Here is a 23245-nt window from a genome sequence, read left to right on the forward strand (position 1 = left end):
TCAGGCGTTCTCGTTCAGCCAAGCATGCAAATCGGGCACCGAATGGGCCACGTGCAAAGGGGCAAATTCGCCAAAGCTGCGGTGATCATGGGCGCCGTAGCTGACGCCGACGCTGGCTGTGCCGGCATTGCGGGCCAGTTGCAGGTCATGCGTGGTGTCACCGATCATCAAGCTGCGCTCAGGCTCGACGCCGAACTCTCGCATCAACTCATACAACATCTGTGGATTGGGCTTGCCTGCCGTCTCGTCGGCAGTGCGGGTGGCGTCAAAGACACCGCGCAAGCTGTCCACGTCCAGCACTTCATCCAGGCCGCGCCGGCTTTTGCCGGTCGCCACCGCCAGCCAATGGTGACGAGCCTTCAGCGCGGCCAACAAGTCCAGCACGCCGTCGAACAGCGTCACCTGATGTTGCGCGGCCAGGTAGTGATGGCGGTAGCGCTGGCCCAACTCAGGGTAGCGCGCAGGCGGCAGCTCCGGCACCACATAAGCCAGGGCTTCCTGCAGCCCCAAGCCGATCACATAGCTGGCTTGTGCGTGCGTAGGTTTGGCCAAGCCAAGATCGACGGCGGCGGCCTGGATGCTGCGGGTGATGACGGCGGTCGAGTCGAACAGCGTGCCATCCCAGTCAAACACCACCAGATCAAATTGCTTGGGTCTCATTGAGCTGGCTTCTTCAAGGCAAGAATCAATTGCTCGCATTCGGGCGGCAGCGGCGCCGTCAGTTCAAGCTCACCAGTGCCAGCGGGATGCACGAAGCGCAAGCGTTTGGCGTGCAAGAACATGCGCTCAAAGCGATGTGCGCCGCGTGCCAAGGCCCGATTCGCCTCGAAATCCCCGTATTTAGGGTCGCCAACAATGGCGTGCCCGCCATAGGCCAGATGAACCCGGATCTGGTGAGTGCGGCCGGTCTTGATGGTCACGTCCAACAGGCTGTAGCCATTCAGGCGCTGCGCCACTTTGACCAAGCTGATCGAGCGCTTGGCTTGCTCCGCAGACGGATCATGCGGATTGGGCAGCGCCCTGACCCAGCGTTCGCCGTCGCTGCCAATGAATTTCAGCAGCGGCACATCGATGACTTTCTTGTTCTCGGCCCAATCGCCGGCCACCAGCGCCGCATAAGTCTTGCCCGTCTCGCGCTCCCTGAACTGCTCCTGCAAGGCGACCAAGGCGCTGCGCTTCTTGGCGATGAGCAGCAGGCCCGAGGTTTCCTTGTCCAGACGGTGCACCAATTCGAGGAACTTGGCCTGCGGCCGCGCCTGGCGCAATTGCTCGATCACGCCAAAGCTGACGCCGGAGCCGCCATGCACGGCCACACCAGCCGGCTTGTTGATGGCGAGCAGATGCTCGTCCTCAAACACGACCTCGAACTCGCGCGGCGGCACATAGTCGGGCCGCTCCAAGACGCGCTCGGGCAAGCGCACAGGCGGCACGCGCACCTCGTCGCCGAGCTCCAGCCGGGTGTCCGCATGCGCCCTGCCCTTGTTGACGCGCACCTCGCCGGCACGGATGACGCGGTAGATATGCGTCTTGGGCACGCCTTTGAGCTCGCGCAGCAGGAAATTGTCGAGGCGTTGACCGGCCGAGTTCTCGTCCACCGTGACGCGGCGCACGGCTGGCGCCGGGGCCTGCGCAGCAGCGGGCGGGGCGGGTATTTCCTTGGCCGGAACTAGCTTGACCGGAATTTGCTTGACCGGCACGCGCTTGACCACGACTTGCCTGGCCGGCAAGGCAATATGTCTTTGCGATGTTGGCGCACGCTCACTTCGAAGGCCGGTTTTACCCTGGCGAGAAAGCCGCCCGGCCCCCTCTCCCACACCTGCTTTTCTGCGGGTTTGTGTGGCGGCCGGCGCTTTGGCTTTAGACCTTATAATGTTGCTCACCACGTTATAGCCGTAAGTATTTGATTTATCTGATTTTACCTGGGCCATGGCCACAGGCGGTTTTGCTGAAAGCAAAGCCGAAACCTAGATAGATCAGTGGCGAACAGGTGGCGTACGAAACGCTTGCTTGCGTGTCGTATGAAACAAATAGGTGATGCAACGCGCCGCTGCCGGAAGCGGGCCTTGTCCCCATGTGACAAGGCGGCTTCGGGTGTGGCGCGGCAGAGCAATATAGAACGAGCCACGCCGAGACAAGATTTGCTGCGAATGAGCACAAAACTGGTTTTGGTACAGACAAGGTTTTTTACAGATATGAGGCAGGTCGGGTCAAGAGCCTGAGCGCCTCGGTCTAGCGCCCAACAGTCCTCGCGGATGATTGCCATTCCCCCCACCCCCCACCGCCCAACTCGAACGCAGCCCCGGCTTTTCGCCGGCGAGACTGTTGCGAGTGGCCGTGGCCGGGCCGCACAGCACCACCGGGCCTCGGCCCGGGCTGCGCGTTCATGGGAAAGGCCATTCGCGCCGCCTGCTGTGTCGCATGCGCCAACGCTGAATTGCTGACCGCACGCCGAACCCGGTAGCGAGGCACTTCAGTCCAGGGCGATTCCTTCCTCGGTTCATCGAATATTGCTCGTGCGTCGATGTGTTGCCGTAACAGCCGCCTGAGCGGGGCTGCTGCTGCAACGTGTTGTAGCGCGCTCAAAGGCTTTGGCTTCGAGCGCACAAGGAGTAATGACATGAAACGCATGTTGATCAATGCGACGCAGGCTGAAGAGCGTCGCCTGGCCATCGTTGATGGCCAAAAACTGATGGACTTCGAGACCGAAATCGAAGGCCGTGAGCAGCGCAAGGGCAATATCTACAAAGCCGTTGTGACCCGCGTCGAGCCTTCGCTCGAGGCCTGCTTTGTCGACTACGGCGAAGACCGCCATGGCTTCCTGCCCTTCAAGGAAATCGCCCGCCAATACTTCCGTGAAGGTGTGGACGTGCGCACCGCGCGCATCCAGGACTGCATCCGCGAAGGCCAGGAACTGCTGGTTCAGGTCGAAAAAGAAGAGCGCGGCAACAAGGGCGCGGCACTGACGACTTTTGTCTCGCTGGCCGGCCGCTATCTGGTGCTGATGCCCAACAACCCACGCGGCGGTGGTGTTTCACGTCGCATCGAGGGCGAAGACCGCGAAGAGCTGAAAGAAAACCTCGACCAGCTCGAGTACCCGAAAGGCATGTCGCTGATCGCCCGCACTGCCGGCATTGGCCGCTCGGCCGCCGAGCTGCAGTGGGACCTCAATTACATGCTCAAGCTCTGGACCGCCATCGACGATGCGGCCAAGGGTGGCAAGGGCGCCTACCTGATTTATCAGGAATCTTCGCTGGTGATTCGCGCGATCCGCGATTACTTCACCGCTGATGTGGGCGAAATCCTGATCGACACCGATGACCTGTTCGAACAGGCGCATCAGTTCATGAACCACGTGATGCCCGATCAGGGTCACCGCGTGAAGCGCTATCGTGATGACGCGCCACTGTTCAGCCGTTTCCAGATCGAACACCAGATCGAAACCGCCTTCAGCCGCACGGTCAACCTGCCTTCCGGCGGCGCGATCGTGATTGACCACACCGAGGCGCTGGTTTCGGTCGACGTCAACTCGGCCCGCTCGACGCGCGGCAGCGACATCGAAGAAACCGCCACCCGCACCAATCTGGAAGCGGCCGATGAGATCGCCCGCCAGATGCGCTTGCGCGACCTGGGCGGCCTGATCGTGGTCGACTTCATCGACATGGAAGAGTCGAAGAACCGCCGCGAGGTCGAGCAACGCCTGCGCGACGCGCTGCGCCCCGACCGTGCGCGCGTGCAGTTCGCCTCGATCAGCAAGTTCGGCCTGCTGGAAATGAGCCGCCAGCGCCTGCGCCCATCTTTGAGCGATGGCAACCACATCACTTGCCCACGTTGCAATGGCACCGGCCACATCCGCGACACCGAATCCAGCGCGCTGCAAATCCTGCGCATGGTGCAAGAGGAGTCGATGAAGGACAACACGGCGGCCGTGCATGTGCAAGTGCCGGTCGAAGTGACCAGTTTCTTGCTCAATGAGAAGCGCACCGAGATCACCAAGATCGAGATGAAGCAGCGCGTCACTGTGCTGCTGGTGCCGAACAAGCACCTCGAGACGCCTAACTACAAGCTTGAACGCCTGCGGCACGACGACCCACGGCTGGAGAACTTGCAGGCCAGCTACACCATGATCGAAGAGCCGCAGGATGAGGTGGGCATCACCCGCCGCAACGATGCGGACAAGCTCAAGAACAAGCAAGAGCCTGTCATCAAGGGCGTTTTGCCCGAAATGCCTCCTCCGACCCCGGTAGCACCGGTGGCCAAGGCGGCACCTGTGGCCGCCCCCGCAGCTGCGGCTGCGCCGGCGGAAGCCAGCGGCGGCTTCTTTGGCTGGATCAAGAGCTTGTTCGGCGTCAGCAGCCCGGCGCCTGTCGAGGCACCGGCAGCCCCGGCCAAGCCGGCCGTTGGCGGCGAGCGCAAGCGTGAAGGTGGACGCGACGGCGGCCGTGAAGGTCGCGGCGGCCGTGGCCGCAATGGCGAACGTGGTGCGGAACGTGGAGGCGAGCGCAGCAGCGGTGAGCGTGGCGGCGAGCGCAACGGTTCAGACCGTGGCGAGCGCAATGCCAAGCGTGATGGTGGCCGCGCCGAGCGTCCACAGGAAGCGCGCCCGGAAGGCCAGGCTCAGCGGCCAGAGCGCAGTGAACGTGGTGAGCGTGGTGAGCGTGGCGGCAATCGCCGTCCGGATCGCTCCGACGCCAAGCCGGAAGGCAATGAGGTTCGCGCCGAGCGGACTGAGCGGCCAGAAGGCGGCCGCCGCCCACGCGGTGAGCGCGTCGAGCGCAATGACGAAGTTCGGGCAGCAGCACCTCTCGCAGCCGCAGCTGGCGTTGCAACGATGGACGACCATGACGCAGATGCGCTGGATCAAAGCCAAGCTGACATCAATAACGCCGCCATCGCCGAGGCAAGCGGCAACAGCGAAGACCGAGGCGCCCGTGGTGGACGTCGCCGTCGTCGCGGTGGCCGTGACCGTGAAGACGGACGGCCCGCAGAGGCCGGCGAAGCTGGTCAAGCCCAGGTCGATGCCGATGGCAAGGAAGTCTCAACCGCCGACGGCGAAGCTCCAAACGATGGCCAAGCCACGGAACAGAGCGCTAGCAGCGAAGCAGGCAATGACGGCCGCCGCCGTCGCGGTGGGCGTGACCGGGTGCGCCGCGAGCGCCGTGATGACGCACCTGCGGCCGAGCTGAACGCTGAAACGCCGGTGCCGCAAGCTGCTGAAGCGACGACCAGCGAAGCAGCGGCTCAGCCTGTTGCTGCAGCAGTTGTGCCTGCTGTTGCTGAAGCGGTGGTGGCGCAAGCCGAAGTGGCTGCCGCTCCTGCCGTGCTCGCTGAAACAGCTGCTGCACCGGCAACAGCACCAGCACCAGCACCTGCCGCTACACCTGCTCCAGTGCCTGCCCCCGCAGCATTGGCACCAGTCGCAGCGCCGGTCGCCGCACCCTTTGTGCTGGAAATCGACGCCCTGCAGGCGGTCGCTCAGTCCAGCGGGCTGCAGTGGGTCAATTCGGATGTGGCGAAGATCGAAGCCGCTCAAGCTGCCATCGCCGCCGAGCCCAAGCCGGTCCATGTGCCGCGCGAACGCGCAGCCGCGGCCAGCGTCGAAGAAGGTCCTTTGGTGATGGTCGAGACCCGCAAGGATCTGGCCCAGATCAAGCTGCCTTTCGAGCATTGAGCTAAACCCTAGCAACTGCAAAACGCCGCCGCGGCTTCAGCCCCGGCGGCGTTTTTTTGTCCGCAACGATGCGGGCCTTGGCCGTTCGTCTCTGTGGGCTTCGCGCAAAATGAGCCGCATTCTCCACCCAAGGAAGTCCGATGATTACCTGCTACCTGCGCTATGTGATTGATCCCGCCAAGCTCGCTGAATTCGAACATTACGGCAAGCTCTGGATTCCGCTGCTGGAGAAATTCGGCGGCACTCACCATGGCTACTTCCTGCCGTCGGAAGGGGCCAACAATATCGCCCTGGCCTTGTTCTCATTCCCTAGCCTGGCCGCTTATGAGATCTATCGCCAGCGTTCGATGCAAGACGTCGCCTGTCTGGCTGCCTTCAAGTACGCTCAAGATACAGCTTGCATCATCAGTTATGAGCGCAGCTTCTTCAGGCCGGTCTTTTCCGGCGAGAGCCAATAGCTGGTTCGCATTCGGGAGCCATTGCTCATCCGTTCAAGCAAAAAAAAGAGCCCGCCGAAGCGGGCCCTTGTTGGGACTTTCTAGGTCGTCAGCATCAGCTGCTTTCTACTTCATCAGCAGATGCGGCAGCCACAGCGAGATGGCCGGCACATAGGTGACCACGCCGAGGAAGATCAGCATCGTCAGCAGCCACGGCCACACCGCCACGGTCAGCTCGGAGATGCCCATCTTGGTGATGCCCGAGGCCACATACAGATTCAGCCCCACCGGAGGATGGCACATGCCGACCTCCATATTGACGATGATCAGGATGCCGAAATGGACCGGATCAATGCCCAACTTGATCGCCACCGGGAACAGGATTGGCGCCAGGATCAGAATGATCGAGCTGGGCTCCATCACATTGCCAGCCAAGAGCAGCAAGATATTGACCACCAGCAAGAAGGCGATCGGACCGAAGCCCTGTCCAATCAGCCAGTCGGCCATTGCCTGCGGGATGTTCTCACTGGTCATCAAGAAGCTGAACAGCACCGCATTGGTAATGATGTAGAGCAGCATCGCGCTCATGCTGGCCGAGTCGAGCAAGACCTTGGCGACACGCTTGAGCGGCAAGTCCTTGTAGATGAACACCGCCACGATGAAGGCATAGACCGCCGCCATCGCGGCCGCTTCGGTCGGCGTGAAGATGCCGCTGTAGATGCCGCCCATCACCACGACGATCAGCAGCAGGCCCCAGACGCTTTCACGGAAGGCCGCCCAGCGCTCGCCCCAGGTCGCCTTGTCCAAGCGCGGGTAATTGTTCTTGCGCGCGATGAACCAGGTCGTCGCACCCAAGGCGGTGGCCAGCATCAGGCCCGGCACCACACCGGCAATGAACATCGCACCGACCGAGGTGCTGGTTGAGACCGAATACATCACCATCGCGATCGAGGGCGGAATCAAGATGCCCAAGCTACCTGAGGTGGTGATGATGCCGGCACCGAAACGCTTGGGGAAACCCTGCTTGACCATGGCCGGCAGGATCACCGAGCCGATCGCGACCACGGTGGCCGGTGATGAGCCCGACACCGCTGCAAACAGCGCGCAAGCCGCCACACCGGCCAAGCCGAGGCCGCCATGCCAATGACCAATCATCGAGGAAGCGAAGCGGATCATTCGCCGCGCCACGCCGCCATGGGTGAGGAAATTGCCGGCCAGGATGAAGAACGGGATCGCCATGATCTCGAACTTCTCGATGCCGGTGAACAGCTTCAGCGCAACCGACTGGATCGGCACATCGGTGAGCGTGAACAAAAAAGTCAGCACGGTCAGGCCGAGCGAAATGCTGATCGGCATGCCGGTCAGCATCAGCACGATCAGCAGGACAAAGATGATGGCGGCGTTCATGCTTTTGCACCCACTTCTGTTTCTGCGTCCAGGCCTTCAACATGGCCGTGGTCATGATGTGGCAACTCACCCGTCTTGCTATAGCTCCAGGCGACTTGCAAGAAGCGGTAGCACATCAGCGATGAGCCCAGCGGCACGCACATATACACCCACCACATCGGGATCTCCAGATCGGCCGAGGTCTGATCGGTTTGCGCGATATGCCAGACAAAGTTGCCGCCCAAGGTGGCCACGGTGCCGGTGAACAAGGCGCCGGCCAGCAAGCCGAATAGCACCAGATACTGCTGCGGCTTGCCGCTGAGCTTGCGCAGCACCACGTCCACGCCGACGTGGATACCGGTGCGCACGCCGTAAGCGGCGCCGAACTTGGCCATCCACACAAACATGAAGATGCAGAGCTCTTGCGCCCAGCTGAGGTTGATCTGCACCGTGTAGTCCTGGATCACCGGGATACCGGAGACATAACGGTGCACGACGGCGACAAAAATGACCAAGGTGGCCGCGCCGATGAGGAAGGCAATCAGCCATTCCTCCAAATGATTGAGCAGGCGATTGATCATCTGTTCAGGCCTTTCGTCAGCAAGTTCATCACTGCCTACTTGGGCGCGACGAAACCGGCCGCCTTGTAGACCGCTGCGATCGTGGCCTTGCCCACGCGTGATTCCATCTCCCTGTGTACCGGCATCAAAGCCTTCTTCCACTCGTTCGATTCGGCATCGGTCAAGGTGTAGATCGTGGTCTTGCCACTGGCCTTGATCTTGTCGAGCGCCAACGCGTTCTCGGTCTGGGCAATTGCATTGGCGTAAGTGGAAGCATCCTTCATCGCCACTTCAAGCATGCCGCGCACATCGGCCGGCAGACCGTCCCAGAACTTCTTGTTGACGATCACTGCATAGGCGAGGTGGCCGTGGTTGGAAATGCTGATGTGCTTTTGCACCTCGAAAATCCGCTGGGTGTAGAAGTTGGACGGCACGCCTTCAGTGCCATCGACCACGCCCGACTGCAGCGCCTGATACAGCTCGCTGAAAGCCATCACCTGCGGAATGGCACCGAGAGCGCGCATTTGCGCGTCCAGCACCTTGCTGGACTGGATGCGCATCTTCAAGCCCTTGAAGTCGGCCACCGCATGCAGCGGCTTGTTGGCGCTCATGATGTGGAAGCCATTGTCCCAATAGGCCAGGCCCTTGATGCCCTTGGGCTCCAGTTTGCTGAACAGGTCAGCGCCCACGGGACCATCGGTGACGGCGCGGAAGGCGGCCGTGTCCTTGAAGATGAAAGGCAGATCAAAGACTTCAAAGTCTTTCACACCCAGCGGTCCAAACTTGGCCAGCGAAGGGGCGAGCATCTGCACCGAGCCCAGTTGCAAGGCTTCGAGCTCTTCCTTGTCCTTGTAGAGCTGGCTGTTTGGATACAACTCGACCTTGACCTTGCCGGCGCTGCGCTGCTCGACCAGCTCCTTGAAGCGCTGCGCGCCCTTGCCCTTTGGGGTGTCGGGGGCGACCACATGGCTGAACTTGATCACGATGGGGGCTTGCGCCTGCGCCCAGAGGGGCAGAGCCACGGCCAAGGCGGTGAGCGTACTCAGCACCAAGCGGCGCACGAAGTAGGGGGTTTGAACTTGAGGCTGATTCATTTTGGTCTCCAAAGCATGGCACTGATGAAAGGGAGTTTGGCCACTGTGCGCAGATTGTGAAAGCTCAAGCGCCGGGCGGGTAGTTGTGGAGTTCCACATTCAGGTGCCTCCCTCAACCCGCAGCACAGGGCCGGCCGCTAGACTTTGCGTCATGACCAAGCAACACGACCCCGCCATCGCGAGCCAGTCCGATATCAGCAAACGCTCGCTGATGCGCGCTTGGTTATGGGCGCTGCCTTTGCTGCTGTCGCTGGGCTTTGTACTCGGCGTGCTGTTGTGGGCCCGCAATAACGAGGCAGAAGAGCGGGCTCTGCAGCGCCAGACCATGATCTCGGATGCGCTCAGCACCGAGGCCCAGCTGCGCGCCAAGCTCGACGATGAAATTGGCCATCTGCGTGAATTGGCCGCCAGGCTACAGGGCCAAAAGCCCAGCACCGAGAGCCTGGCGGCCCAGCCCGAGCTGAACGCGGGCCTGCGCCGCCTCTGGCTGTCTGTCACCTGGCTGGACCAGCGCAACCGCATCCAGGCTCAGTTGCCGGCTGAGTCAGAGGGTCAGCGGGCCATCGAGGAGGACGGACTGTCCTTGCACCTGACCGCACCGGTGGGCAAAGACGGCACCGAAGGCATGCTGGTGGTTCGCTATGCACCGGCCCTGCTGCTCAAGCGCGGCGTACCTTGGTGGCTGAGCCACAAGTACGACATTCAGATGGTTGACAGTGCCGACCAAGTGATCGCCTCCAGTACCGAGGGCAGCGTGCGGCTGGCCCAAGGGCCGCGGCCCAGCTACCGCGTCAGCTTCCCCGGCCCTCTGCGGACCAGCCCCTTGGCAGAGTCGGCGCTCACCGATGCTGCGTTGGAGCTGACGCTGCGCGACCCGCCCAGCATCTCGACCCGGCCGCTGGCCTTGGTCTTGATCGCCGGCTTCTTGCCGCTGATCGCCGGTGCCAGCTGGCTGCTGCGGCGCCAGGTGCGCCACATCACTAGGGCTGAAAGCGCCTGGCGCACCGAAGCCGCCTGGCGCCGAGCGATGGAGGATTCGGCGCTGGTCGGGCTGCGCGCGCGTGACGCTGACGGGCGACTGCTCTACGTCAACCGGACCTTTTGTGACATGGTGGGCTTCAGCGCCGAGAGCCTGGTGGGCCTGCGTCCACCCATGCCCTACTGGCCACCCGATGCGTTGGAAGAGCTGACGGCCCGCAACCGTTTGAACCTTGCGGGGCATGCTCCTCGCGAGGGTTTCGAGGCACGCTGGCGGCATGCCGACGGCCGCACGCTGGAGGTCAAGGTTTTCGAGTCACCCTTGGTCGATGCGGCGGGCAAGCAGATTGGCTGGATGGGCTCCATCATCGATATCACCAATGCCAAACGCCTTGAAGAAGGTGAGCGCCGCCAGATCGAAGCCATGAGCCATAACGCCCGACTCACCATGCTGGGCGAAGTCGCCTCCACGCTGGCACATGAGTTGAATCAGCCGCTGACGGCGATCGCCAGCTACAACGCCGGCATCACCAACTCGCTCGCCAAACTCGGCGTCAGCGACGCGGCGGTGCTGGGTGCGCTGCAACGCCTGGGCCAGCAAGCGGCGCAGGCCGGCCGTATTGTGCAACGCATCAGGCAATTTTTGACCCGCCGCGAACCGCAGCGCGAGGCCTGCGACCTGCAGCAAGTGCTCACCGACGCGGTGGCCTTGCTGGGTCGCGAGCTCAGGCGTGCCCAGGTGCAGGTCGATTTGCAGTTAGCCGCAGAATTGCCCCCTTTGTTTGCCGACGCCGTGCTGATTGAGCAGGTCGTTATCAATCTGGTGCGCAACGCCGCTGATGCCTTGCAGGCCCGACCACAAGACCGGCGCATCATCATTTGCAGCAGTCGTAGCGCTGGCTCCGCCATATCGGACGTCGACTTCCTGCGCATTGACGTCAGCGACAACGGCCCCGGGCTGGCAGGGCGCAGCGCCGAGGCCTTGTGCGCACCTTTTTACTCGACCAAGCGTGAGGGCATGGGCATGGGCTTGGCGATTTGTCGCTCCATCATCGAGGCCCATCAAGGTTTGCTCGAGGTTGGCGAATCAAGCAGCGGTGGCGCACGCTTCTCCTTCAGCCTGCCTTTGCAGCAGCCAGCCGGCGAAGCCGGCAACAGCGGAGAATCCAAGCATGACTGATCCCCACATCTATCTGGTTGATGATGACCCGGCGGTCCGCGACGCGCTGGCCTTCCTGCTCGGCTCACGCGGCCTGCAGGTGCTGACCTTCGATGGTGGCCCGGCCCTATTGGCTACCTTGGATGCACAACAAGCGGCCGCGCCGCAAGGCGTTTTTCTGCTCGATGTGCGGATGGAGCCAATGACCGGTACCAAACTGCATGACGAGTTACTTGCGCGCGGCCTGCGCAACCCGGTGCTGTTCCTGACCGGCCACGGCGATATCCCGATGGTGGTCGAGGCCCTCAAGAAAGGCGCCTTCGACTTTCTCGAAAAACCCTACAGCGACAACGCCTTGGCAGACCGGCTGGAGCAGGCGCTGGCGGTCGACGCGGCCATGCGCATCGTAGGCGCACATGCCGGCGAGCGCCAGGCCCGCATGGCCAGCCTGACCGAGCGTGAACGCGAGGTGATGGGCCGGGTCGCTTCCGGCAAGCTCAACAAGGTGATCGCCGACGAGTTGAATGTCTCAGTACGGACTATCGAGGTCCACCGCGCCCGGGTGTTTGCCAAGTTAGGCGTGCGCTCGGCGGCCGAGGTGGCGACCCTGCTGGCGCAGGGCTAGCCGGCGTTCAAGTCAAGCTGACCAAGGCCTGGTGGTACGCCGGCTCGTGCATCAATTCGTCCCAGGTGAGCGGCGCCGTTTGTGGCAAGAGCCCGGCGCGCCGGGCTTCGCTTTCGGCGCTAGGCACCCAGGTTCCTGAAGCCTGCGCCTGGCTCAGATCGGCCAACACTTCGTCGAGCGCACTGCCCTCGTCAACGCCGGATTGGTTGCAGAGCAAGACCATGTCGCAGCCGGCCTGCAAGGCGGCCAATGCGGCTTGCGTGTAGCCGATGGCCTGACCATCCAAAACGCGCGCGCCGGCCATGCCGAGGTCATCACTGAAGATCGCCCCGCCAAAACCAAGCCGCTCACGCAGGATTTCCTGCAACCAGCGCTCGCTGAAGCCGGCCGGCCTGGCATCAACCTTGGGGTAGATCACATGTGCCGGCATCACCGCGCCCATGCTCATGACCAGCCATTCAAATGGCTTCACATCCTCGCCCATGATGGCCTTGAGGCTGCGCTTGTCGACCGGCACATCCACATGGGAGTCGGCCTTGACGAAGCCGTGGCCCGGGAAATGCTTGGCGCAGGCCTGCATACCGGCCAGCAAGAGCCCATGCATCAAGCTCTTGGCCAGCAACGCGACCACGCGCGGGTCGCGGTGGAAGCTGCGGTCGCCGATCACCGAGCTGACGCCATAGTCGAGGTCAAGCACCGGCGCAAACGAGAAATCCACGCCGCAGGCACGCAACTCAGCAGCCAGCACATAACCAGCCGCCGTGGCGGCAGCGGTGGCGCGCATCGCGTCTTCCTTCCACAACTCGCCCAAGGAACGCATCGAAGGGATGTGGGTGAAACCGTCGGTCTGGAAGCGCTGCACACGGCCGCCTTCGTGATCGACCGCGATCAAGACATCGGGGCGGATGGCCTTGATCTGCGAGGTCAGCGCGGTCAGCTGGGCGCGACTCTCGAAGTTGTGCGCGAACAGGATCAGGCCACCGACCAGCGGGTGCTTGAGCCGGCGCCTGTCGTCGCTGTCCAGCGCCAGCCCGGCGATATCGAGCACCAGCGGCGCGTGGATCGATGCTTTGTCTTCGCTCATCATCATGATTGTTCAGTCCTTGTTCTTTGCGTCTATTTCGACGATTACAAAAGTGCTGGCGTAGTCGGTTTCGTCGCTGACCGAGACATGGGCTTTGAGACCCTTGCTCTCAAACCAGCGCGCTAACTCGCCATGCAAACGGATCTCGGGCTTACCACTGGCGGCATTGATGATTTCGCAGTCGCGCCAGGTCATCGGCATGCGCATGCCCATACCGATCGCTTTGGCAAAGGCCTCCTTGGCGGAGAAGCGAGTGGCCAGATAGCTGACACCGCGGGCCGCGAACTTGGCGCTGCGCTGGCGGAACACCAGCAACTCCTGCGGGCCCAAAACCTTCTCGGCGAAGCGCTCACCACGCCGCTCCAAGGTGTCGCGGATGCGGCGGACGTCGCAGATGTCGGTGCCAATGCCGTAAATCATTCCAAGCGCTCCAGGGCAGCCCAGCCCAGCACCTCGTTGCGGTGCTGCTCGCCGCCCAACTCGAACCAGGTTTCGCCCCAATAGGTGGCGCCCTCACGGCGGTAGAAACGCAGCGCACCTTCATTGCCGACCCAGGCGCTCAGCCACATGGCTCGCTCGGGCCACTCCTGCCGGCATTGGCGCAGCAAGCGGGCGCCCAGACCCTGGCCCTGGCTGCGTGGCGACACATAGAGCCGCTTCAATTCGACGGCAGCACCGGCCGCCTCAACCGGGCAGGCAGCCGCGTCATCGAGTTGTGCCCAGGCCAACAAGGTGGTTCCGCGTTCTGCCAGCCAATGGCGCCCCAGATCCAGGGCCTGGCGCAGCAATGGCTCATCAAACTCCCGCTTCAGGTAGTCGGCCACATCACCATTGACGCCGCCGCCAAGCGCATAGCGATCCAGCCAGACCCAGCGTGCCAAGGCGGCAATGCGCAAGGCATCATCCGGCCTGGCGCGTCGCAGCACAACTTCTTCAGTCGCCATTGGGCCTCACAAGGGCGCGTAAGCGCGTTGAATGCAGCGCTGGTAGTCACGCACCGTCTCGGTATAGCCGAGCTCCAAAGCGTCCGCGACCAGCGCATGGCCGATAGAAACTTCTTGCACACCCGGCACGGCGCGCAGAAAAGCCGTCAGGTTGTCGCGATTCAGATCGTGCCCGGCGTTGAGGCCAAGACCAAGTGCCAGTGCCGCCTCAGCCGTGCGCGTGAAACCGGCCAATACTTCGGCCTGACGTTCGGACCCAAAGGCACTCGCATAGGTCTCGGTGTACAGCTCGACCCGCTCGGCCCCGAGTTCGGCCACATAGGCCATCGCTTCGGGCACAGGGTCCATGAACAAGCTGACCCGCACACCGCAGGCTCGGGCCTCCTCGACCAAGGGACGCAAACGGTCCATATCGGCAGGGAACTGCCAGCCATGGTCGGAGGTGAACTGATCCTCGCTGTCGGGCACAAAAGTCACTTGATGTGGCCGCACTTCGCGCACGAAGTCCATCAGGTTCTGCGTCGGGTTGCCTTCGATGTTGTATTCCACCTGCGGCCAGGCCTTCAGCAGCGCGGCCAGCTCATGCACATCTTGCGTGCGGATGTGTCGGCCGTCCGGGCGCGGATGTACGGTAATGCCTTGCGCGCCTGCAGCTATGCAGGCTTCAGCCGCCCGCAACACGCTGGGGATGCCCAGATGGCGGGTATTGCGCAGCAGAGCCACCTTGTTGACATTGACCGACAAGGCGCAGCGCGCGCTGTGCGTGCGGGAGGATTCGGGAGCGACAAGTGGGTTCATGGGGAGCTCATCAAACAATCAATCAAGAAGTTTCTGCAGATCCTGCATCACCTGACGGGTGCGCAGCGGCCGCTGCCCCAGATGATAGTGAAGCAGACCGCGCAAGGTCGATCGCAGGGCCGGCAGCACCGGTGCACAGGCTTGCTGCAAAGCCGCCATGCTGCCATGCAAGAGAGCCGCCTGCAGTTGCACCAAGGCCATGCCGCTGAAGGCTGGCGCATCGGCCAGTGGCGGCAGCACGCCGGCTTCGGCACTCAACATGTATTGCCGCTCCAACTCCAGCGGCTGCTGCGTCAGCGTTGACAAACTCAGATCCGGCAGCAGCCCGATTTCACGCAACAAGCGCAACTCGAATGCGCGCAGCGCCGCTTGCGACTGTGCATCTTCGTTGGCATGCAGCTGCGGCAAGGTGGCGGCATAGGCATCAAACAAAGCGGTATGCGGGTCTTGCCGCGCCAGCAACTTGAGCAGCAACTCATTCAGGTAGTAGCCAGAAAATAGCGCCGCACCGGCCGGCATGGTCGCACCGCCGGCCCATTCGGCGCCGCGCAGCGTCACCACCTCGGGCCCGGGTGCATCACTCAAACCGTCAGCTGATTTGACCGGCTTGGACAGGCTGACCTGGATGCGCTGGAACGGCAGCAAAACCGCACGCAATTGCGAGTACGGCCGCTTGGCGCCCTTGGCGACCACCGCGATGCGGCCCTGCTCGCGCGTGAACAGATCAAGGATCAGACTTGACTCGCTCCAGTCATACTGATGCAGCACAAAAGCCTGCTGGATCGCCGGTGCGCGCGCTCCGCGAGTTGCCATGAGCTTGAAGCTCGAAAGAAGGCCAGAACTTACTCGTACCCGTAGCTGCGCACGCGCTCTTCGGTATCGGCCCAGCCCGAGCGGACCTTGACCCATAACTCCAGAAACACGCGGCCCTGCATCAGATGCTCAAGCTCTTGACGTGCTTCGGAGCCGATGCGCTTGAGGCGCTCGCCGCCCGAGCCAATGATCATGCCCTTGTGCGCATCGCGTTCGACCACGATGGAGGCCGAGATACGGCGCAACTCGCCCTCGTCTTCCCATTTGTCAATGACGACGGTGGAGGTGTAGGGCAACTCGTCGCCGGTCAGACGGAACAGCTTTTCACGAATGATCTCGCTGGCCAGGAATTTCTCCGAACGGTCGGTCAGCGCATCTTCCTCATAGAACCAGCCCTGCTCGGGCAGATAGGGCTTGAGGATCTTGAACAGCCGGGTCACATCGGACTCTTTTTTGGCCGACAAAGGCACGAACTCGGCGAAGCTGCGGCGCTCGGCCATGCTTTTCAGCCAAGGGGCCAGCTCAGCTCGGCGCTGCACCGCGTCGAGCTTGTTGGCGATCATCACGACCGGCTTATCTTCGGGCAGCAGCGACAGCACTTTGGCGTCATCCAGCCCAAAGCGCCCTGCCTCCAGCACATACAGCACCAGATCCACGTCGCCCAGCACGCTGTGCACGGTGCGGTTCAAGGTTCGGTTGAGGGCCGCGTTATGCTTCATTTGAAAGCCAGGCGTATCGACGAAGACAAACTGCGCTTCGTCGATCGTGCGCACGCCGGTGATGCGGTGGCGCGTGGTCTGCGCCTTGTCAGAGGTGATGCTGACCTTTTGGCCGACCAAGGCATTCAACAAAGTCGACTTGCCGACATTGGGCCGACCGACGATGGCGATCAGGCCGCAGCGTTTCGGGACCGAAGGGTCCAGCGCCGCTCCAGAGCTTGCAGCGCTAGCAGAGGGAGCAGGCGTAGACGCCGCTGCAGCGCTATCCGGCAATTCAGCCGCCGGAGAAGCAGCGCTCGGTGAGGGGGTGTTTTCGTTCATGGTGTGGGCGGCTGCGAGGCCGGCTCCTTCAGTCGCGCAAGCCAGAGCCTGGCTTTTCACGGGCAATCAATTCGTCGAGTAGGCGACGGGCGGCGTTCTGTTCGGCAATGCGTCGCGAACGACCCTCGCCGCGCTTGGAAATTTTCAGGGCCGGCACCGCGCATTCGATCTCGAAGGTCTGCGCATGGGCTTGGCCACGGGTTTCGGTAATGGTATAGCTTGGCACGGCCATTCGGCGCGCTTGCAACCATTCTTGCAAGGCTGTTTTGGCATCTTTGGCCCAGTTATCCATCACCGAACCATCGATCAACTCACCCAGCAAGCGTCGCACCACTTCGTGCGCCGCTGGATAGCCCGCATCCAGAAACACCGCACCGATCAAGGCTTCGGTGGCGTCTGCCAGTATCGAAGGCCGCTGCGCGCCGCCCCCTTTGGCTTCACCTTCGCTGATGCGCAGCACCTTGGGCAAGTCCAAACCAAGCGCCAAGCGGTGCAAACTCTCCTCGCGTACCAAGTGAGCACGCACGCGGGTCAAATCGCCTTCATCGGAGGCGCCAAAGCGCTCATACAGCAAGGCCGACACCGCCAAGCTGAGCACAGCATCACCAAGGAACTCGAGGCGTTCGTTGTGATCGGCGCTAAAGCTGCGATGCGTGACTGCCCGGGTCAACAGCTCGGGCTTCTTAAAGCTGTAGCCGAGCCGCTGCTGCAGGGAAGCAAGCTGCGGACTCATGAAGACTGATCTCGCATTTAGCGCGAGCGCCCTTCGTACTTGATCAACAAGTACACCGGGCCGCCGAGCTCGATCTGTTTGTCGTAGGCGAAGCTGATCTGCAACTTGTCATTTTCTTTGCTGATCACCAAGTCCTTGGAGTTGATGCTGACGATCGAGTATTCGATTTGCTGGGTCCGATCAAACGCCTCTCGAACCGCCGGCACCGTGGCGGGGTTTGAAGCTGCGATCCGGTTCACTGCTGTTTGAATGGTGTAGAACTCCAACACAGTCGGGAACACACGCGCAGCTACCACGCCGGTAAAGGCCAGCAAAACTCCCCAGAACAACAGACCCAGCAGACTGATACCGCGTTGCCCACGAGCTTGCCCCCGAAGCTGCAAGTTGCGCCTGGCACTGACAAATTCGGTCTGACGCATGGGTTGCTTGCTCCGATGTTGATGGCGATGGAAGTTCAATTAAAGGCGCCGATGCGCTTGAGATTACCGAAATTCATCCAAACAAAAAAGGCCTTGCCGACAATGTTTTCATCCGGCACAAAACCCCAGAAGCGTGAATCGCCGGAATTGTCGCGGTTGTCGCCGACCATGTAGTAATGGCCTGCAGGAATTTTGCAGCTCACGCCCTCGGGGCTGTACTTGCAATTTTCCTGGAAGGGGAATGGGCCACCGGCTCGGTTGGGGCTGAACAGCGGCGAACGCTGGGGGTCCACCAGCAACTGATGCTCCTTCTCGCCCAGCTTCTCGGTGAAGCGCGGCCGATAGACCATCGAACTTTCGTCATAGAAGTCGCCCTGCGCCTGCACAGGCACCAACTCGCCGTTGACGTAGAGGCGTTGATTCAGATAGCTGACCTGATCTCCGGGCAGACCGACCACACGTTTGATGTAGTCGATGCTGGTATCGCCGGGCCAGCGGAACACCATCACATCACCCCGCTTGACATCATTGTTAGCGATGATCTTCTTGTTGATCACCGGCAGGCGAATGCCGTAGTGGAATTTATTGACCAGAATCAGGTCCCCCACCAACAGTGTCGGCACCATCGAGCCGGACGGGATCTTGAAGGGCTCGAACAGGAATGAGCGCAGCAAGAAGACCGCCAGAATCACCGGAAACAGACCCGCCGTCCAATCCAGCCACCATGGCTGGCGAAGGATCTCCTGACGGGCCACTTCAACGTCACCGTCCACCCGCTTGATGCCTTGTGCAGCCAGAGTTTGGCGGCGCTGGGCGTCAGCCTCCAACAATTGCGCCGCCGCGCGCGCGCGTTTGGGCTCGAAGTGGAAACGTTCGGCCAGCCAGAAGCACAGCGTGACCATCGTCAAGACGAACAGCAGGAAAGAAAAGTTACCGCTCCAGAAGCCGGTGTACCAGCCTCCCAGATAGGCGGCGAGCAAGGCGTAAAGAATTCCGGTCAGAGCACTCATCAATGGTCTACTTGGGTTCGTTCAATTAATCGTCAACTTGCAGAATAGCCAAGAACGCTTCCTGAGGCACCTCGACGGAGCCGATTTGCTTCATGCGCTTCTTGCCGGCTTTTTGCTTCTCGAGCAGCTTGCGCTTGCGCGATACGTCACCGCCATAGCATTTTGCCAGCACGTTCTTGCGCATCGCCTTGATGTTCTCGCGCGCGATGATGTTGGAGCCGATCGCCGCCTGAATGATGACGTCATACATCTGGCGCGGGATATGCTCGCGCATCTTGGCCGCCACACCGCGGCCACGGAACTGGCTCTGCACCCGGTGCACGATGATGGACAGCGCATCGACCCGGTCACCGTTGATCAAGATATCGACCTTGACCACATCCGACGCTCGGTACTCTTTGAACTCATAGTCCATCGAGGCATAGCCGCGCGACACGCTCTTGAGCTTGTCGAAAAAGTCCAGCACGATCTCGGCCAGCGGCATCTCGTAGGTCAGCATCACCTGGCGACCGTGGTAGGCCATATTCAGCTGATTGCCGCGCTTCTGATTGGCCAGCGTCATCACCGGGCCGACATAGTCTTGCGGCATATAAAGATGGACCGTCACGATCGGCTCGCGGATCTCCTGGATCTGGCCCAGCTCGGGCATCTTGGACGGGTTCTCGACCGAGATCACCGTCCCATCATTCAGCATCACTTCGTACACAACACTGGGTGCCGTGGTGATCAGGTCTTGATCGAACTCACGCTCCAAGCGCTCCTGCACGATTTCCATGTGCAGCAGGCCCAAGAAGCCGCAGCGGAAACCAAAGCCCAACGCCTGCGACACTTCGGGCTCATAGCGCAGCGAGGAGTCATTGAGCTTGAGCTTCTCGAGCGCGTCGCGCAGCTGGTCGTACTCGCTCGCCTCGGTCGGGTACAGACCGGCAAACACCTGCGGCTGAATTTCCTTGAAGCCCGGCAAGGCCTGCTCGGACGGGCCCAGATTGTTCGGCAACTTCTTGTCGACGGTGATGGTGTCACCGACCTTGGCGGCCTGCAGCTCTTTGATGCCGGCGATGATGAAACCCACCTCGCCCGCATTGAGTTGATCACGCGGCTCGGACTTGGGCGAGAACACACCCAGGTTGTCGGCCGGGTAGACGGCGTTAGACGCCATCATGCGGATGCGCTCGCCCTTCTTGAGCGTGCCGTCGACGACGCGCACCAACATCACCACACCCACATAGGCGTCGTACCAAGAGTCGATGATCATTGCGCGCAGCGGCGCGTCCACCACGCCCTTGGGCGGCGGCATGCGGGCAATCACGGCTTCGATGATTTCATCAATGCCCATGCCTGTTTTGGCACTGCAAGGAATCGCGTCGGTGGCATCAATGCCGATGACGTCCTCGATTTCTTCCTTGGCGTTTTCCGGATCTGCATTCGGCAGATCCATCTTGTTGAGCACCGGCACCACCTCGACGCCGAGTTCCAGCGCGGTATAGCAATTCGCCACCGTCTGCGCCTCCACACCCTGGCTGGCATCCACCACCAAGAGCGCGCCTTCGCAGGCCGACAGCGAGCGACTCACCTCATAGGAGAAGTCCACATGGCCGGGTGTGTCGATCAGATTCAGGTTGTAAGTCTTGCCATCCTTGGCCTTGTATTGCAACGCGGCGGTCTGCGCCTTGATGGTGATGCCGCGCTCGCGCTCGATGTCCATCGAGTCCAGCACCTGCGCCTCCATCTCACGATCGGCCAGCCCTCCGCAGCGCTGAATGATGCGATCCGCCAGCGTGCTTTTGCCGTGGTCGATGTGGGCGATGATGGAGAAATTGCGGATGTGATTCATGCGTTATCTGGCAGTACTTAGCCGGGGGTTACAACGGCCTTCGCCGTTGCGCCGTTCGCTAACTTCATGCAGTGAAGTTAAGTGCGGCATAGCCGCGCGGCGAGAGGCAAAAAAAAGGCACGTCGAAATGGTGACGCGCCTTCCAACAAAACGTTTGGCAACTGCATGCTGGGCATCCATTGTAGCCAAAAGCCCCGATTTGGACATCGAGCCACGACCAGAAAACCAGTCGTTGCGGCCCGCCAACAATGACTTATCAACAAGTTACCAACAGGTTATCAGCAAATGCCTGTGGATAATTTTGGCGTTTGATCGACCCGACGGGCGTTGCCTCGCGTCAGCAAAGCAAAGAATGCCTTGCAACCCCGGATTCTATCCGACGACACCAGCAATCGCAGCCGGCGAGCACCATTTAGCAAGTTGATCCGCCAGAATCCCCAGCTTATTGAAGCCGGCGGCAAATCATCGTCGGGTCAAAATAGTTCACCATGCGAAAAGACCCGCAACTCTGCTCAGCCATAAGCAGCGGCTTGCAGGCCCCCTCCTGCACTTTTCAGCGCCGATTAACGCGCCGGGCGCAGCAGTACAAAGCTGACGATGTCATCGCGGCGCACCATCAGATTGATCAGCTTGGCCTTTTCCGCCTTGCTCATCAAGGCCTGGAATTGCTTGACGCTGCTCACCTCGGTGTTGTCCACGGCCAGAATCAAATCGCCCTCGCGCAAACCGGCGCGGGCCGCCACACCGCTGGCAGCATCAACGCGCACGCCTGCGCGCAACTTCAGCTCGCGCCTTTGGGCATCGCTCAAATCGGAGACCTGCAGACCCAGCGCCGCTACCGCGCCCGCAATCGGCTTGGGCTCGGCCTCCCCGGTGCGTGCTTTAGCGTCGTCAGGCATCTCGCCCACTGTGAGGTTCAGCTCCTTCATCGCACCGCGCCGGAACACCTGGACCACGACCTTGCTGCCCGGCTTCATGCCGCCGACGATGCGGCGCAAATCAGTCGCCTTGTCCACCGTCTTGCCGTCGAACTTGGTGATCACGTCACCGCCTTCGATGCCGGCCTTGTCCGCCGCGCCACCAGAAGTAACGCTACGAATCAAGGCACCCGAGGCCTTGCCAAGTCCGATCGACTCGGCCACCTCCTTGCTCAAATCATCCGGCGCTACGCCGATATAGCCGCGCACCACGCGGCCGCTGCCGCGCAGCTGATCGGAGACCCGGACCGCTTCGTCGATCGGGATCGCGAACGAGATGCCCATGAAGCCGCCGGACTGGCTGTAGATCTGCGAATTGATGCCGACCACCTCGCCACGCATATTCAGCAGCGGGCCACCCGAGTTGCCTGGATTGATCGCCACGTCGGTCTGGATCAGCGGCAAGAAGTCGCCGGTATCGCGCGCCTTGGCGCTGACGATGCCCGCTGTCACGGTGTTGTCGAAACCAAAGGGCGAGCCGATCGCCATCACCCATTCCCCAACCTTCAGGCGGCCCACATCGCCGATCTTCACAGCTGGCAAGCCAGTCGCCTCGATCTTCAAGACGGCCACATCGGAGCGGCGATCGGCGCCGACCACCTTGGCCTTGAACTCACGCTTGTCGGTCAAGGTGACCCAGACTTCGTCGGCGCCGCTCACGACATGGGCATTGGTCATTACATAGCCGTCGGCGCTGAGGATGAAGCCGGAGCCCACCCCGCGGCGCTGCGGAGCCTGGTCATCATCGGTGCCGCCCTCATTGCCACGATCACCACGTTCACCGCGCGGCGGCGCACGGCGCTGCCCCGGCACAGGAATGCCAAAGCGGCGCAAAAACTCCTGCATCTGTTCATCAATCTCGGGCCCGCCGTTCGCGGCCGCATTGCGCGCGCGCTCCGAGGTACGAATATTGACCACTGCCGGGCCTACTCTTTCAACCAACTCGGTGAAGTCCGGCAGGTCCCGCGCCTGTGCATGACTCTGCCCGGGCAGCAAACTCAGGCTCAGTGACAGCGCGGCAGCGGACAGAATCAGACGCGAGAGGCGCAGTGGACGATAAGCAGACTGAAATTTCATGACTTGACTCAAAGTGCTAACTGTTGAATTGATGAATGCGCCTACCATCATGGCAGCGCAGACGCAGCATAGCGAAAGTCATGCGCGACTCCAAGCTAGGGCGAGCTTTGCCTAGCGCTGTAGAGCACGGCCCGCAGCTGAGCCCAGTGCGCGCCCTGGGTCGACCGAGTCAAGGGAAGATAAGCAGGTGCTGCCCAGGTTTGCGCCGTGCGACGAGCGCGCAGCAGCAAACAAAATCCAAGGTCGAAGGCGACCAGCAGATGCACCGGCGCGGCTGTGTCCAGGGCTGGATTGAAGGTCGTCGTGCGGGGCAGCACCCCTTGCGCGTACGGCAACAGTTGCACCGGCTCATGCAGATGCCAGGCCTGCCCGTCCCAGCGCAGCACGCGCGGCACGACCCTGGCGCTGCGCCAAGCTGCGCAGCCACCCAAGGGCGACAGCCCAAGCAGTAGCCAACATTCGGGGAAATGCTCAATAAAGGCCAAAGCCAGCGACAGCACAGCGCATAGGCCAACAAAAGCCATCAAGCCTTGCAGCGCCGGCAAAGGCTGCAACTGCAAGTGGAAAGGCGCAGCGGATCGTTTCAAGGCAAACACCTCTTGCCTTCAG

Annotated in this window: 21 protein-coding genes; 4 read left to right on the top strand and 17 right to left on the bottom strand. The window is 61.7% G+C overall.

All coding sequences use genetic code 11. From position 1 onward, the window contains the following. Window positions 1–660, bottom strand: coding sequence for an HAD-IA family hydrolase (locus LNV09_RS09940; RefSeq protein WP_263556939.1), 660 nt, complete (start codon window positions 658–660; stop codon window positions 1–3). Continuing rightward, entirely contained in the window at window positions 657–1610 is a 954-nt protein-coding gene (locus LNV09_RS09945; protein ID WP_318023288.1) for an RluA family pseudouridine synthase, read from the bottom strand. Before LNV09_RS09945 ends, LNV09_RS09940 begins: the two co-directional genes overlap by 4 nt. Window positions 1611–2617: 1007 nt before the next feature. Here LNV09_RS09945 and LNV09_RS09950 point away from each other — a divergent pair. Both LNV09_RS09950 and LNV09_RS09955 read left to right on the top strand, forming a co-directional pair. Further along, on the top strand, window positions 2618–5668 hold the full coding sequence (locus tag LNV09_RS09950; RefSeq protein WP_263556940.1) for an Rne/Rng family ribonuclease: 3051 nt from the start codon (window positions 2618–2620) through the stop codon (window positions 5666–5668). Between the two features lie 140 nt (window positions 5669–5808). Then, window positions 5809–6126 (top strand): NIPSNAP family protein, encoded by a 318-nt coding sequence (locus LNV09_RS09955; RefSeq protein ID WP_263556941.1) that lies wholly within the window; start codon window positions 5809–5811, stop codon window positions 6124–6126. A gap of 105 nt (window positions 6127–6231) precedes the next feature. On the opposite strand, the gene LNV09_RS09960 is transcribed toward LNV09_RS09955, so the two are convergent. The 3 genes from LNV09_RS09960 to LNV09_RS09970 are packed head-to-tail and all read right to left on the bottom strand — an operon-like array spanning window position 6232 to window position 9145. Next, window positions 6232–7512 (bottom strand): TRAP transporter large permease, encoded by a 1281-nt coding sequence (locus LNV09_RS09960; protein WP_263556942.1) that lies wholly within the window; start codon window positions 7510–7512, stop codon window positions 6232–6234. Further along, window positions 7509–8072: a TRAP transporter small permease gene (locus tag LNV09_RS09965; protein WP_263556943.1), complete on the bottom strand. Its 564-nt coding sequence runs from the start codon at window positions 8070–8072 to the stop codon at window positions 7509–7511. The genes LNV09_RS09960 and LNV09_RS09965 overlap by 4 nt, the downstream gene beginning before the upstream one ends. A 35-nt stretch (window positions 8073–8107) precedes the next feature. Next, window positions 8108–9145: a TRAP transporter substrate-binding protein gene (locus tag LNV09_RS09970; RefSeq protein WP_263556944.1), complete on the bottom strand. Its 1038-nt coding sequence runs from the start codon at window positions 9143–9145 to the stop codon at window positions 8108–8110. A gap of 151 nt (window positions 9146–9296) precedes the next feature. On the opposite strand from LNV09_RS09970, the gene LNV09_RS09975 reads away from it, so the two are divergent. After that, window positions 9297–11303 (top strand): two-component system sensor histidine kinase NtrB, encoded by a 2007-nt coding sequence (locus LNV09_RS09975; RefSeq protein WP_263556945.1) that lies wholly within the window; start codon window positions 9297–9299, stop codon window positions 11301–11303. After that, entirely contained in the window at window positions 11296–11907 is a 612-nt protein-coding gene (locus LNV09_RS09980) for a response regulator transcription factor (RefSeq protein ID WP_263556946.1), read from the top strand. Before LNV09_RS09975 ends, LNV09_RS09980 begins: the two co-directional genes overlap by 8 nt. A gap of 7 nt (window positions 11908–11914) precedes the next feature. On the opposite strand, the gene nagZ is transcribed toward LNV09_RS09980, so the two are convergent. The 12 genes from nagZ to LNV09_RS10040 form a co-directional block, all read right to left on the bottom strand. After that, on the bottom strand, window positions 11915–12991 hold the full coding sequence (gene nagZ / locus LNV09_RS09985) for a beta-N-acetylhexosaminidase (protein WP_263557178.1): 1077 nt from the start codon (window positions 12989–12991) through the stop codon (window positions 11915–11917). A 12-nt stretch (window positions 12992–13003) separates the two neighbouring features. Beyond that, entirely contained in the window at window positions 13004–13411 is a 408-nt protein-coding gene (gene acpS, locus LNV09_RS09990) for a holo-ACP synthase (protein WP_263556947.1), read from the bottom strand. Next, complete coding sequence (locus LNV09_RS09995; RefSeq protein ID WP_263556948.1) at window positions 13408–13935, bottom strand: GNAT family N-acetyltransferase; 528 nt, start codon at window positions 13933–13935, stop codon at window positions 13408–13410. The genes acpS and LNV09_RS09995 overlap by 4 nt, the downstream gene beginning before the upstream one ends. A 6-nt stretch (window positions 13936–13941) precedes the next feature. Next, window positions 13942–14733 carry a pyridoxine 5'-phosphate synthase gene (locus LNV09_RS10000; RefSeq protein ID WP_263556949.1) on the bottom strand — a complete coding sequence of 264 codons (792 nt, stop codon included), beginning with the start codon at window positions 14731–14733 and terminating at the stop codon, window positions 13942–13944. Window positions 14734–14751: 18 nt separating this feature from the next. Continuing rightward, window positions 14752–15546, bottom strand: a complete 795-nt coding sequence (gene recO, locus LNV09_RS10005; RefSeq protein ID WP_263556950.1) for a DNA repair protein RecO — start codon at window positions 15544–15546, stop codon at window positions 14752–14754. A gap of 29 nt (window positions 15547–15575) precedes the next feature. Next, a complete protein-coding gene (era, locus tag LNV09_RS10010; protein ID WP_263556951.1) occupies window positions 15576–16586 on the bottom strand; it encodes a GTPase Era in 1011 nt (336 codons plus the stop codon). A 28-nt stretch (window positions 16587–16614) separates the two neighbouring features. Next, complete coding sequence (rnc, locus tag LNV09_RS10015) at window positions 16615–17319, bottom strand: ribonuclease III (protein ID WP_263556952.1); 705 nt, start codon at window positions 17317–17319, stop codon at window positions 16615–16617. 17 nt (window positions 17320–17336) lie between these two features. Then, window positions 17337–17738 (bottom strand): DUF4845 domain-containing protein, encoded by a 402-nt coding sequence (locus LNV09_RS10020; protein WP_263556953.1) that lies wholly within the window; start codon window positions 17736–17738, stop codon window positions 17337–17339. 35 nt (window positions 17739–17773) lie between these two features. Then, on the bottom strand, window positions 17774–18748 hold the full coding sequence (gene lepB / locus LNV09_RS10025; RefSeq protein WP_263556954.1) for a signal peptidase I: 975 nt from the start codon (window positions 18746–18748) through the stop codon (window positions 17774–17776). Window positions 18749–18773: 25 nt separating this feature from the next. Further along, complete coding sequence (lepA, locus tag LNV09_RS10030) at window positions 18774–20582, bottom strand: translation elongation factor 4 (RefSeq protein ID WP_263556955.1); 1809 nt, start codon at window positions 20580–20582, stop codon at window positions 18774–18776. Between the two features lie 563 nt (window positions 20583–21145). Further along, window positions 21146–22636 carry a DegQ family serine endoprotease gene (locus LNV09_RS10035; RefSeq protein ID WP_263556956.1) on the bottom strand — a complete coding sequence of 497 codons (1491 nt, stop codon included), beginning with the start codon at window positions 22634–22636 and terminating at the stop codon, window positions 21146–21148. A 95-nt stretch (window positions 22637–22731) separates the two neighbouring features. Next, a complete protein-coding gene (locus LNV09_RS10040; protein ID WP_263556957.1) occupies window positions 22732–23223 on the bottom strand; it encodes a hypothetical protein in 492 nt (163 codons plus the stop codon). Window positions 23224–23245 lie beyond the last annotated feature (22 nt).

This window comes from Paucibacter sp. B2R-40 (genome assembly GCF_025717555.1).
GTDB lineage: Bacteria > Pseudomonadota > Gammaproteobacteria > Burkholderiales > Burkholderiaceae_C > Paucibacter_A.